Annotated in this window: 13 protein-coding genes; all 13 read left to right on the top strand. The window is 66.5% G+C overall.

All coding sequences use genetic code 11. The features are described from left to right. The first annotated feature begins 64 nt into the window (after positions 1-64). The 13 genes from murJ to lnt all read left to right on the top strand — a co-directional run bounded on the left by murJ (position 65) and on the right by lnt (position 12723). Positions 65-1624 carry a murein biosynthesis integral membrane protein MurJ gene (gene murJ / locus ACQR1B_RS00590; protein ID WP_434832896.1) on the top strand — a complete coding sequence of 520 codons (1560 nt, stop codon included), beginning with the start codon at positions 65-67 and terminating at the stop codon, positions 1622-1624. A gap of 50 nt (positions 1625-1674) precedes the next feature. Then, complete coding sequence (gene trpS / locus ACQR1B_RS00585) at positions 1675-2727, top strand: tryptophan--tRNA ligase (protein ID WP_434832788.1); 1053 nt, start codon at positions 1675-1677, stop codon at positions 2725-2727. Positions 2728-2853: 126 nt separating this feature from the next. Continuing rightward, entirely contained in the window at positions 2854-3348 is a 495-nt protein-coding gene (locus ACQR1B_RS00580; RefSeq protein ID WP_434832789.1) for a universal stress protein, read from the top strand. 108 nt (positions 3349-3456) lie between these two features. After that, positions 3457-4026, top strand: a complete 570-nt coding sequence (locus ACQR1B_RS00575; protein WP_434832790.1) for a NifU family protein — start codon at positions 3457-3459, stop codon at positions 4024-4026. Positions 4027-4480: 454 nt separating this feature from the next. Continuing rightward, complete coding sequence (gene tsaB, locus ACQR1B_RS00570; RefSeq protein ID WP_434832791.1) at positions 4481-5182, top strand: tRNA (adenosine(37)-N6)-threonylcarbamoyltransferase complex dimerization subunit type 1 TsaB; 702 nt, start codon at positions 4481-4483, stop codon at positions 5180-5182. After that, positions 5179-5661, top strand: coding sequence for a ribosomal protein S18-alanine N-acetyltransferase (rimI, locus tag ACQR1B_RS00565; protein ID WP_434832792.1), 483 nt, complete (start codon positions 5179-5181; stop codon positions 5659-5661). The genes tsaB and rimI overlap by 4 nt, the downstream gene beginning before the upstream one ends. A 43-nt stretch (positions 5662-5704) precedes the next feature. Further along, the gene (locus ACQR1B_RS00560) at positions 5705-6157 is read left to right on the top strand and encodes a Fur family transcriptional regulator (RefSeq protein WP_006615442.1); all 453 of its coding nucleotides are present in this window, start codon (positions 5705-5707) and stop codon (positions 6155-6157) included. Continuing rightward, complete coding sequence (locus ACQR1B_RS00555; protein ID WP_434832793.1) at positions 6150-6869, top strand: HAD family hydrolase; 720 nt, start codon at positions 6150-6152, stop codon at positions 6867-6869. Before ACQR1B_RS00560 ends, ACQR1B_RS00555 begins: the two co-directional genes overlap by 8 nt. A 64-nt stretch (positions 6870-6933) precedes the next feature. Then, a complete protein-coding gene (gene miaB, locus ACQR1B_RS00550) occupies positions 6934-8337 on the top strand; it encodes a tRNA (N6-isopentenyl adenosine(37)-C2)-methylthiotransferase MiaB (RefSeq protein ID WP_434832794.1) in 1404 nt (467 codons plus the stop codon). A gap of 4 nt (positions 8338-8341) precedes the next feature. Continuing rightward, positions 8342-9379, top strand: a complete 1038-nt coding sequence (locus ACQR1B_RS00545; RefSeq protein ID WP_434832795.1) for a PhoH family protein — start codon at positions 8342-8344, stop codon at positions 9377-9379. Between the two features lie 67 nt (positions 9380-9446). After that, positions 9447-9956: an rRNA maturation RNase YbeY gene (ybeY, locus tag ACQR1B_RS00540; RefSeq protein WP_434832796.1), complete on the top strand. Its 510-nt coding sequence runs from the start codon at positions 9447-9449 to the stop codon at positions 9954-9956. A gap of 2 nt (positions 9957-9958) precedes the next feature. Next, the gene (locus ACQR1B_RS00535) at positions 9959-11116 is read left to right on the top strand and encodes a hemolysin family protein (RefSeq protein ID WP_434832797.1); all 1158 of its coding nucleotides are present in this window, start codon (positions 9959-9961) and stop codon (positions 11114-11116) included. After that, entirely contained in the window at positions 11113-12723 is a 1611-nt protein-coding gene (gene lnt / locus ACQR1B_RS00530) for an apolipoprotein N-acyltransferase (RefSeq protein WP_434832798.1), read from the top strand. Before ACQR1B_RS00535 ends, lnt begins: the two co-directional genes overlap by 4 nt. Positions 12724-12906: the final 183 nt, after the last annotated feature.

Genomic DNA, 12906 nt, shown 5'->3' with positions numbered 1-12906 from the left:
GCCCCGTTTACGGCGTTTTACAAACGCTGCGGCCTATCACAGGCGGCGCTGCTATAGAAGCCTCATGATCCGCTCATTCGTGACCGTGGTGTCAGGAACACTGGCCTCGCGCCTGCTCGGCTTCGTCCGCGACGCGTTGATGGCCGCTTTGCTGGGCGCCGGACCGGTCGCGGACGCGTTTCTCGCTGCCTTTCAGCTCGTCAACGTCATCCGCAGACTGCTCACCGAAGGCGCGTTCAACGCCGCGCTGGTGCCGGCCTGGCTGCGAATCTACCGGCAGGACGGGATGACGCAGGCGGCCATCTTTGCCGGGCGCGTGCTCGGCACCGTCAGCGCGGGGCTGTTCGCGGCCACGCTGGTGTTGGCGGCACTGATGCCATGGGTGATCACGGTGCTCGCCCCCGGCTTCGCCGGCGACGAGACGCTCGGTTTGGCGGTCAATGAAGCCAGGCTCATGCTACCCTATCTCGCGTTCGCCGGCCCGTCGACCGTGCTGCTTGCACTCTCCAGTGCACAAGGACGTTTTGCGCTGACGGCCTTTGCGCCGCTGCTCTTCAACGTCGCGTTGATCACCGTGACCGTCGCGCTGCTGCTACACCATCCGGGTCCGGCAGACGCGGCGCTGCTGCTCGCCGCCACGATCGGCCTCGCCGGGCTGCTGCAGCTCGCGGTGCTCGCCCATCGCCGGCACGGCGGCAGCGTCGCTTCACCGGCGCGCGTGTCGATCGATGCAGAGATGCGCGCCTTCTTCGCCAAGGCGTGGCCGGGCATGGTCGCCAGCGCCGGACCGCAGTTGCTCGCGGTCGGCGGCGCCATCATCGCCTCCACGACGCCGTCGGCCGTGTCATGGCTCTATTTCGCCAACCGCCTGATCGAACTGCCGCTCGGCCTCGTCGGCGTCGCCATGGGGACGGTGCTGATCCCGGAACTGACCCGCGCCCTGCACGCCGGCAATCAACATGCCCTGGCCGAGGTGCAGTCACGCGCCCTCGAACTCACGATCGGGCTCGCGCTGCCTGCGACGCTCGGACTGATCATCCTGAACGAGCCGGTCATCCGTTTGCTGTTCGAACACGGCGCGTTCACCGCCGACGACAGCGTCGCGACGGCGCGGATCCTGACGTGGCTCGCGGCCGCATTGCCGGCGCAGGTGCTGACCAAGGCGCTGCAGCCAGGCTTCTTCGCGCGCGAGGACACGCAGACGCCGTTGCGCGCCACGCTGATCGGATGCGGCGTCGCGATCGCGCTGGCGTTTCTGCTCGGACAGGCCTTCGGCGCCAGCGGCATCGCGGCGGGATTGGCGCTCGGCGCCTGGGCCAATGCGGCCGTTCTGGTCCGGCGCGGCGCCACGCGTTTCGGCTTCGCCATCTCCAGCACATCGCGGCACCGGCTGCTGCGCATCGCGCTCGCCGCGATAGCGATGGCCGCCGTGCTCTGGGGCGCGTCGGGGCGGATCCTGGACGCTTCCGGCGGCCACGGCATCGGTGCAGCGGCCGCGCTGCTGGCGCTGATCGCGGCCGCCGTGTTGCTCTATGCGGCCCTGCTCGTCGTGCTCGACGTGGTCCGCTGGCAGGACACGGTCCGGGCCATCCGGCGGCAGCCCGCCGGCGACTTGCACCTTTGAGGCGCCCGTGCCAAACGACGCAGCAAATCCATCATCTGGAAGAAGCGACCATGGCCTTCGTGGAACGGGTTTTCTCGGGCGTCCAGCCGACCGGCAACCTGCATCTCGGCAACTATCTCGGCGCGATCGTCAATTTCGTGAAGATGCAGGAGACACACAACTGCATCTATTGCGTCGTCGACATGCACGCGATCACGATGCCGATCGACGTCTGGGGCGGCCCGGCCGAGCTCGCGCGCAACACCCGCGAGGTCACGGCGGCCTTCATCGCCGCCGGCATCGACCCGAAGAAGCACATCGTCTTCAACCAGAGCCAGGTCTCCGGTCATGCCGAGCTCGCCTGGATCTTCAACTGCGTCGCGCGCATCGGCTGGCTGAACCGCATGACGCAGTTCAAGGAGAAAGCCGGCAAGGACCGCGAGAATGCGTCGGTCGGTCTGTACGACTATCCGGTGCTGATGGCGGCCGACATCCTGCTGTACCGCGCCACCCATGTACCGGTCGGCGAGGACCAGAAGCAGCATCTCGAGCTTTCGCGCGACATCGCGCAGAAGTTCAACAATGATTTCGGCGACTCGATCCGCGCCCAGGGTTTCGGCGATGGGCTGTTCTTTCCGCTGCCCGAGCCGTTCATCACCGGGCCGGCGACGCGCGTGATGTCGCTGCGCGACGGCACCAAGAAGATGTCGAAGTCGGATGCGTCGGATTATTCGCGCATCAACCTGACCGACGATGCCGACACGATCGCGCAGAAGGTCCGCAAGGCCAAGACCGATCCGGAGCCGCTGCCGACCGAAGAGAAGGGCCTGGAGACGCGGCCCGAAGCCGACAACCTCGTCGGCATCTATGCCGCACTGTCCGACCGCCACAAGGCCGACGTGCTGCGCGAGTTCGGCGGCGGGCAGTTCTCCAGCTTCAAGAACGCGCTGGTCGAGCTCTGCGTCACCAAGCTCGGTCCGATTGCCGCCGAGATGAAGCGTCTCACCGCTGATCCGGGCTATGTCGACTCCGTCCTGGTCGACGGCGGCGAGCGCGCCCAGGTGATCGCCGCGGAGACGATGAAGACCGCCAAGGACATCGTCGGCTTCATTCGCAGGCCCTGACGCGGGCACGTCCCGACCGGGGCGAACGCGCTCCGTCGCAAATGGAACCAACGGCCCTCTCCCCAACGGAGATGGGCTGTGGCAGCATCGTGACCGGATCGACTCGCAGCAGCAGGCGGGAGCGCGATGGCGGCGCAGCGGCAGAGCTACCAGACCGGCCATGCGCCGAAATGCCTGGTCGTGGTCGACGAAAGCGCGGAATTCGACCGCGCGATCCGATACGCCGGGCGCTGGGCGGTGCGCGCCGGCGGCCGCATCGTGATGCTGCACGTCATCGAGACCGAGGACCAGAACCAGCAATGGCTGGGGGTCGCCGACCTCATGCGCGCCGAGGCCCAGGACGAGGCGAATGCCGAACTCGACCAGGCCGCCGGGCTGCTGGCCACGATCGGCATCACCGCACCGGAAAGGGTCATCCGCGAGGGGGAGCCGACGGCTCAGATCCTGGCGACCATCGAGCACGACAGCGACATCGCGCTCCTGGTGCTCGCAGCCCATTCCGGCCCGGAAGGCCCGGGACCGCTGGTCACCCATGTCACCAAGACGAGCGGCGCGTTCCCGATCCCGCTCGTGATTGTCCCCGGCGATCTCAAGGATGCGGATATCGACGCTCTTTCATAGGGTTGACTGCGAAACGCGGGCCTCCCCCTCTTGATCGTGCGCAGCACCTTGCCATCTGCTAAGAGAAGCCCACAGGCCGGCCTTGAACCGGCGCTGCCGGAGAAAGCCATGTTCATCCAGACTGAAGCTAACCCCAATCCCGCGACCTTGAAATTCATCCCGGGCCGGACCGTGCTGCCGACGGGAACGATGGAGTTCGCGAGCCGCGACGCCGCCGCCCGTTCCCCCCTCGCCGAGCGCCTGTTCGCGGTCGACGGCGTCACGGGCGTGTTCTACGGCGCCGACTTCATCACCGTGACCAAGACCGACGGCGAATGGCAGCACCTGAAGCCGGCCATCCTCGGCGCGATCATGGAGCACTACATGTCCGGCGCGCCGCTGCTCGCCGATGGCAGTGCCGCCAACGACGAATCCACCGACGAGGACGACGAGTTCTTCGACGAGGCCGACACCGAGACGGTCGGCATGATCAAGGACCTGATCGAGAGCCGCGTCCGCCCGGCGGTGGCCAATGACGGCGGCGACATCACCTTCCGCGGCTTCAAGGACGGCATCGTCTATCTCAACATGAAGGGCTCCTGCGCCGGGTGCCCGTCATCGACCGCGACCCTGCAGCACGGCATCCAGAACCTGCTGAAGCACTTCGTGCCCGAGGTGGTCGAAGTCCGGCCGATGTGAGGGAGAGGCGAATAGCGAATGGGCGTCGCGAATAGCGCGATCTCCCGTTCGCCATTCGCTGCTCACCATGGCGGCTTCGGCTGCGGCCTGGCGCCTATTCGATGACATCCCGCTTGTGGCCGGCGCTCTGCGCCGACAGCCCGTGCACCGGATCTTGCGGCACCCTCGATGCTGCGCTCCTGCCAATGCGCCGCGCGACGCCGACTTGCCTCGCCACGATGCCTCGAGGCCCCGCTCTCGAAGGGCGGCGGCGCGCGCGCCCCTGAGGGTAACGGACGGATAATTCCCGCAGGCCCGGAAAAATTTGCTTAAATGGCTGCCAGTTCAGCAGTTTAGCTTATCGCTGGCGCGCCTTGATGCGTTTTTCCCGATGGGGATGTAAGAAGGCCGCGCCCGACTTTATCGAGATACCCGAAAAAGGTATTGGCGCCCACCTCCATGCGAATCTGACCGGATGTTGATACTCGCGATCGATACTGCCCTCGACCATTGCGCGGCTGCCGTTCTGGACATTGATTCGGCGGCGATGCGCGCCGAGGAAACGCTGTCGATGAAGCGCGGCCACGCCGAGGCGCTGATGCCGCTGATCGCGCGCGTGATGCGCCAGTCGGGAGCAGGCTTCCACGAACTCGACCGGATCGCGGTGACGACCGGGCCTGGTAGTTTCACGGGTTTGCGCGTCGGCCTCTCCGCAGCGCGCGGCATTGCATTGGCGGCGCACAGGCCGGTCGTCGGCGTGACCACGCTGTCCGCCTATGCGGCCCCCATCGTCAGCGAAGACCGCACCAGCCCGGTGATCTCGGCGATCGATGCCCGGCACGACCATCTCTACTATCAAGTGGTGAGCGGCAGCGGCGAAGAACTGGTCGCGCCCCAGGTGGCGACGATCGCCGACGTGCTCGCCGCCGCGCGATCCGGCGCGCCGCATCTCGTCGGCAACGCCGCCTCGATCCTGGCCGATCGGTGGCCGTCCGACGCGGTCGCGCCGGTGGCGGTCGACACAAGGGCCGGACCGGACATCGCATGGGTGGCCTGGCTCGGGGCTGCGGCTGATCCGGCCCATGCCGCGGCACGGCCCTTCTATTTGCGTGCGCCCGACGTCAAGCCGCCGGCCAAGACGCCACTCGAGCCCGCGCGGACGGCCGCTTCGCAATGAACATGTTCTTCCGGTGGCTGAGCCGCCCCAAACCCTCGATCGAGGCCGCCGCGCTGCGCGATGCGGCCCGACTGGCTCAGATTCATGCCGCCTCGTTTCACCGCGGCTGGGGCGAGGGCGAGTTCGAGACGATGCTGGCCGAACGCAACACGATGATCCACCGGCTGCGACTCGGTCGCAAGATCGTCGGGTTCATCGTGTCGCGAATCGGCGCCGACGAGGCCGAGGTTTTGTCGGTCGCACTTGACCCAAATCAGCGCGGCCGCGGACTTTCTCGTGATCTGTTGCTGCAGCATCTCGGGCACTTGGCGGGCCGCGGCGTCCAGACGGTTTTTCTCGAAGTGGAGGAAAACAACCAGCCGGCGCGCCGCCTCTATGAACGTGCCGGATTTGCGACCGTCGGCCGGCGGGAACGCTATTACCTCCAGCCCGGCGGAGAACAGTTGAATGCACTTCTGATGCGCCGGGACTTGTCGTAACCTGCGCTTGGTGGCAGAAAGCGCATCCTTAAGGCGAGATACGATGACCTCCTTGAAAACCACGCCAGCGCTCAGTTCCACCGGCATCGAGGCCCGTTGCGCGGCCACCGGCATGCGAATGACCGAGCAGCGCCGCGTCATTGCCCGCGTGCTCGCGGAAGCCTCCGACCATCCCGACGTCGAAGAGCTGTACCGGCGCTGTGTCGCTGTCGACGACAAGATCTCGATCTCCACGGTGTACCGCACCGTGAAACTGTTCGAGGACGCCGGCATCATCGAGCGCCACGACTTCCGCGAAGGCCGCGCCCGCTACGAGCAGATGCGCGACAGCCATCACGATCATCTGATCAATCTGCGCGACGGCAAGGTGATCGAATTCACCTCCGAGGAAATCGAGAAGCTGCAGGCGGAGATCGCCCGCAAGCTCGGCTACAAACTCGTCGACCATCGCCTCGAGCTGTATTGCGTGCCTCTCGACGAAGAGACGAATGGCTGACGCGGCGCCGGCTTCAAACCTCGATCTCGTCATTTTCGATTGCGATGGCGTGCTGGTCGACAGCGAGGTGATCTCCTGTCAGGCCCATGCCGACGTTCTCAGCCTGTGCGGCTATCCGATCACCGCCGACCAGGTGTTCGACCGGTTTCTCGGGCGCTCCTCGAAGCAGGCGACGTTGGAGGTGGAGGCCGAGCTCGGTCGCAGTCTGCCCGACGATTTCAACGTCAGGCTGCAGGAGCGGCTGTTCCGCGCCTTCGAGCAGGATTTGCAACCGGTTGCAGGGATCACCGGCGTGCTCGACGCGCTCGACCTGCCGGTCTGCGTCGCCTCGTCCGGCTCGCATCAGCGCATGCGCGTGAGCCTCGGCGCCACCGGGCTCTATGACCGTCTGGCCCCGCATATCTTCTCGTCCTCCCAGGTCGAGAACGGCAAGCCGGCGCCCGACCTGTTCCTGTTCGCCGCGGCCCAGATGCAGGCCCGGCCGGCCGCCTGCGTCGTCGTCGAGGACAGCATTGCCGGTATCAGGGGCGGCGTCGCCGCCGGTATGACGGTGCTCGGGTTCCACGGCGGCAGCCATTGCCGGCCGGACTATGCGCACCGCTTGCGGGACGCCGGCGCCGCCCTGGTGTTCGACGATATGCGGCAATTGCCAATCATTCTTGGCCGGCTGGGCGAGAAAGCCGCCCCGCTCGCTGGATTTTCGGCCGCCTAGCCTATATCTGAGCCCGGCGCCGAGGTTGGCGCGCCCCCGACGCTTCCGACCGCATGCAAGGTTCATGACGCCGCCGCGCAAGCTGCACATCAAATCCTATGGCTGCCAGATGAATGTCTACGATGCCCAGCGCATGGTGGACACGCTGGGGGTTGAGGGCTTCGTCGAGACCGCCGATGCCGGCAACGCCGATCTCGTCATCCTCAACACCTGCCACATCCGCGAGAAGGCCTCCGAAAAGGTTTATTCGGAGCTCGGGCGTCTCAGGGTGGCGAAGGAGGAGGCTGCCCGCGCGGGCCGCACCATGCAGATCGCTGTCGCGGGCTGTGTGGCCCAGGCCGAGGGCGCGGAGATCATCGCGCGCGCACCGACGGTCGACGTCGTGGTCGGGCCGCAGAGCTATCATCACCTGCCCGAACTGCTGGCTCAGGCCAGCCGCGGCGCGCGGGCGATCGACACCGAATTTCCGGCCGAGGACAAGTTCGGCTTCCTCGCCCGGCCGAGCCGCGAGGCCATCCGCGCCCGCGGCGTCTCGGCCTTCGTCACCGTGCAGGAGGGCTGCGACAAGTTCTGCACCTTCTGCGTGGTGCCGTATACGCGCGGCGCCGAGATGTCGCGCCCAGTGGCGCGGATCGTCGACGATGTGATGCAGCTGACCGAAAGCGGCGTCCGCGAAATCACGCTGATCGGCCAGAACGTCAATGCCTATCATGGCGAAGGCCCGGACGGCCGCGCCTGGACGCTCGGCCGGCTGCTCTATCGGATCGCCGAAATTCCGGGCGTGGCGCGGATCCGCTATTCCACCAGCCATCCCAACGACGTCGACGACAGCCTGATCGCGGCGCATCGCGATCTCCGCGCGGTGATGCCGTTCGTGCATCTGCCGGTTCAGTCGGGCTCCGATCGCATCCTAGGACTTATGAACCGGAAACATAACGCGTCCGATTATCGGAAAGTCGTCGACCGTTTCCGCGCCGTGCGCGACGATATTGCATTCTCTTCGGATTTCATCGTCGGGTTCCCCGGCGAGACCGAGGAAGATTTTCGCGCCACCCTCGCGCTCATCGCACAAATCGGCTACGCTGCAGCGTATTCGTTCAAATATTCGCCGCGCCCGGGCACCCCGGCGGCGGACATGCAGGAGATGGTGTCAGCGACCGAGATGGACGAGCGATTGGAGCGCCTCCAGAGCTTGATCGACAGCCAGCAAGCGGCCTTCAACAGGGCCGCGATCGGCTCGGTCGTCGACGTGTTGTTCGAGCGCGCGGCGCGCAAGCCCGGTCAGCTGGTCGGTCGCACGGCCTATCTGCAGCCGGCCCATGTGATGGCGTCCGACGCCATCATCGGCCAGTTTCTGCCGGTGCGGATCGACAGTCTCGAACGCTACAGCCTGCTTGGCGAACTCGTCACGACGATGGCGGCCCCGATCCCCGACGCCGCTTCGCCCCTCTTGTCCATCGGAGGCTGAGCACTTGCCCAAGAGCGCATCGGATTCATCTTCCCTCGCTCCCAGCCGCAAGTTCGACCGCGACATGTCCACACCACCTGAGACCCAGGTCGTCATCGACTTCGACGACAATCGTGCCGCTTCCGCGCTGGTCGGCCCCTACGGCCAGAACCTGGCGCTGGTCGAGCGCCGGCTCGGCGTCGTCGTCGATTCCCGCGGCAATCACATCACCATCGGCGGCTCCCGCGACGGCTGCGATGCGGCGCGGCGGGTGCTGGAGACGCTGTATGCCCAGGCGGTGAAGGGGCTGGATGTCGCGCAGGGCGACGTCGAAGGTGCGATCCGTGCCGTGGTCGCGCAAGGCTCGCTGTTCGAATTCGACGCCAAGAACGCGAAGAACGCGTTCGAGAGCATCAACCTGCGCAAGCGCCCGGTGCGCGCCCGCACCGCCGCGCAGGATTCCTACATCCGCGCGCTGAAGCGGCACGAACTGGTGTTCGGCATCGGCCCCGCCGGCACCGGCAAGACCTGGCTCGCGGTGGCGCAGGCCGCGCAGCTGTTCGAGCGCAAGGAAGTCGACCGCATCATCCTGTCGCGTCCCGCGGTGGAAGCGGGCGAGCGGCTCGGCTTCCTGCCCGGCGATCTCCGCGAGAAGGTCGATCCTTACTTACGTCCGATCTACGACGCGCTGTACGATCTGATGGACGCCCGTGTGGTCGAACGCGCGCTGCAGGCTGGCGAGATCGAGATCGCGCCGCTCGCCTTCATGCGCGGCCGCACCCTGACCAACGCGGCGATCATCCTCGACGAGGCGCAGAACACGACATCGATGCAGATGAAGATGTTCCTGACGCGTCTCGGCGAGAACAGCCGCATGATCATCACCGGCGATCCATCGCAGGTCGACCTGCCCAACGGCCAGACGTCAGGGCTCGCGGAGGCCGCGCGCCTGCTCGACGGTGTCGAAGGGATCGCCCAGGTCAGATTCACCGGTGAGGACGTCATTCGCCACGAATTGGTGGCGCGCATCGTCGCTGCCTATGAGGGCCCCAAGGCGCGCTGACCCCCGAAGCAAGCTCGCCGATCGGCGCGTGACGTGAGCGCGCTCATCCGCACAGAACTCGACCAGGATGCCACAAAGTCCCATTCCAACCACCGAGGTGATCGTCGCCGCCGACTGCTGGCAGGACCAGCCCGACGCCGAGGACGTCATACATCGCGCCATCGTCGCCGCGGCCGAGATGGTCGACGCCGATGTCGGCGACGCCGAGATCGCGGTCATGCTGACCGACGATGCCGGCATCCGCACCCTGAACAGCAATTGGCGCGGCATCGACAAGGCGACCAACGTGCTGTCGTTTCCGGCGCTGCAGCCGACCGGCCCTCGCGGCGACGACGACGCGCCGCGCATGCTCGGCGACATCGCCATCGCCTATGAGACGCTGCGGCGCGAGGCCGACGAGGAGCAGAAGCCGTTCGACCACCATCTTGGCCATCTCACCGTGCACGGCTTCCTGCACCTGATCGGCTATGATCACGAGACCGACGCCGAGGCCGAGGAGATGGAAGCGCTCGAGCGCGAGATCCTGGCCCATCTCGGCATCCCCGATCCCTACGCCGACCGGGAGCGGATGAATTGATCATGGCCGATTCCGAGCCCATCCACGACAATCCGCGCAACACGCGCAATCTGCCGGCCGTCGTGCCGCCGTCCGAGGTCGGCCGTTCGCCGAGCGAGAGCTGGCTGCTGCGCGCGCTGCGCAATCTGTTCGGCTGGAAGGGCGGCGGATCGGTGCGCGACGATCTGCAGGTCGTGCTCGATGCGTCGACGCCCGACGACATCGGCTTCTCGGCCGTCGAGCGCACGCTCCTGCGCAACATTCTCGATCTCCATGAGCGGCGGATCGCCGATGTCATGGTGCATCGCGCCGACATCGTCGCGGTCCGGCGCGACATCACGCTCGGCGAACTGATGAGCCTGTTCGAGAGCGCCTCGCATTCACGACTCGTCGTCTACAACGATACGCTCGACGACCCCGAGGGCATGGTGCACATCCGCGACCTGCTCGCCTTCACCACCGCGCAAGCGCGCGTCTCCGACGAGGTGAAGGCGCGGCGCAAGAAGCCGCTGCCGGCCGGCCTCGATCTGAAGGCGGTCGATCTGTCGATGCCGCTGTTCGAGGCCAACATCATCCGCAAGCTGCTCTATGTGCCGCCGTCGATGCGCGCGATCGACCTGCTGGCGCAGATGCAGGCCTCGCGCATCCATCTCGCGCTGGTGGTCGACGAATATGGCGGCACCGACGGGCTGGTCTCGATCGAGGACATCGTCGAGCAGATCGTCGGCGAGATCGACGACGAGCACGACAGCGACGAGCCGCCGGCGATCATGCGCCAGGCCGACAACGCCTTCATCGCCGATGCCCGCGCCAGCCTCGACGATGTCCGGCGGGTGATCGGCGAGGATTTCGTGACCGGCGAGGCCGGCGAGGGCGTCGAGACCTTGGGCGGCTATCTCGTCAATCATGTCGGCCGGCTGCCGGTGCGCGGCGAGCTGATCTCCGGCCCGGGCAATTTCGAGGTCGAGGTGCTCGACGCCGATCCGCGCCGCGTCAAGCGCCTGCGCATCGCGCCGCGCAAGGAGCGGCCGATCCCGCGTCCGCCGCGCGAGAGCCGGCGCCGCGAGGCCATTCCGGAGGCCGGCACACAGGCCGAGATGCCGCGACCGGCGGAGGCCCATCCGACGCCGGGCAGCGACGACACCAGTCCGCCCCAAGGCGACGGAGCCAGCTCCCAGTGATCCGCCCCCAGACGATCCGCGGCCTCGCCCTTGGCGTCGTCCTGGCCTGGGGCTGGAAGCGGGCTGCGATTGCGCTCGCCGCGGGCGCCCTGTCCGCACTGGCCATGGCTCCATTCAACGCCTGGCCCGTGCTTGCGATCACGTTTCCCGTGCTGGTCTGGCTGATCGACGGCGCGGCGGCCGGACGGCGGCGCGGCATCCCGGCCGCGGCCTTCACCGGCTTCTGCTTCGGCATGGGCTACTTCGTCCCCGGCCTGTACTGGATCGGCAACGCGTTCCTGGTCGATGCCGACACCTTCGCCTGGCTGATGCCGTTCGCCGTGCTCGGCCTACCGGCCTATCTGGCGCTGTTCCCGGCGCTCGGCTGCGCGCTCGCCCGCCTGATCTGGACGCGCGATTCCAGCCGCATCCTGGCGCTGGCCGCCTGCCTGACCGCCAGCGAATGGCTGCGCGGCCACGCGCTGGCCGGCTTTCCCTGGAACACCTTCGGCTACGCGCTGTCCCAGCCGCTCGCTCTGGCGCAATCGAGCTCGCTGATCGGGATCTGGGGCATGACCCTGCTGACGATCGCGATCTTCGCCAGCCCCGCGGTGCTGATCGACGGCAAGACGTGGCGCGATGGCTGGCGGGTTCCGGCCGCGGCTGCAGTGCTCCTCATCGTGATGGGCGTATTCGGCGCCATCCGGCTCGGCCTGCATCCGACCGCCTTCGTCGCCGATCTCAAGCTGCGGATCATGCAGCCGAATCTGCAGCAGGACGTGAAGTTCAACTACGGCGCCAAGGCCGACGTGATGCGCCGCTATCTGGCGCTGTCCGACCGCGCCTCGGGTCCGAACGCCACCGGCGTCCGCGACACCAACGTGCTGATCTGGCCGGAATCCGCGTTTCCGTTCTTCCTGACCCGCGAAGCGGATGCGATGGGACAGATCGCCGATCTGTTGTCGCCTGGCACGGTGCTGATCACCGGTTCGGTGCGCGCCCCGGACGGCCCACGGACCACGCCGATCACGCGCGCCTACAATTCGATCTACGTGATCGATCACGACGGCACCGTCCTGTCGGTCTACGACAAGCTCCATCTGGTCCCATTCGGCGAGTTCCTGCCGTTTCAGAATCTGCTGGAGCGGATCGGGCTGGAACAACTGACCCGAGTGCAGGGCGGATTCATCCCCGGCACGGTCAGGCGCAACCTGGACGTGCCACACGCTCCGCGTGTTCTGCCTTTGATCTGCTACGAGGCCATCTTTCCGGGCGACAGCGTGCCGATGGAGGAACGCCCGGGCTGGATCGTCAACCTGACCAATGATGGCTGGTTCGGCATTTCGACCGGTCCTCATCAGCATCTGCAGCAGGCGCAGTGGCGTGCGATCGAACAGGGACTTCCATTAGTTCGATCTGCGAACACCGGCGTCTCCGCAGTGATAGATCCCGTCGGCCGCATCGTCGCGCAACTATCTCTCGGCGCCGAAGGCGTGCTCGATTCCACGCTGCCTGTTGCGCTGCAGCCCACGATTTATGCGAGATTTGGCGATCTTCCGGCGGCGATCCTGTTAGTGATCGCCCTGAGCACCGTCGTTCGCAGACGTGTTGCTCAAAAGCTTCCCTGACGACAGCAAGATCTGAATTCTTTCCGGGGGCGTAAGATTTTTTTTGACAAGCAAAACCCCAAGTGTTGACAGATAGCTGCTGCAATTCGCATTCTCGCGCGGCAGCATGATCCGTCCAGTTTGTCGCTCGGCCGTCTTCGTTAGTACGACATGCGAGCGGAAATTGACGGTGTGAGCGCCTGA

This window comes from Bradyrhizobium oligotrophicum (assembly GCF_051168495.1).
Taxonomy (GTDB): Bacteria; Pseudomonadota; Alphaproteobacteria; order Rhizobiales; family Xanthobacteraceae; genus Bradyrhizobium; species Bradyrhizobium oligotrophicum_A.
Note: the sequence above shows the minus strand (reverse complement) of the source record. Positions and strands in the feature narration are given on the sequence as shown.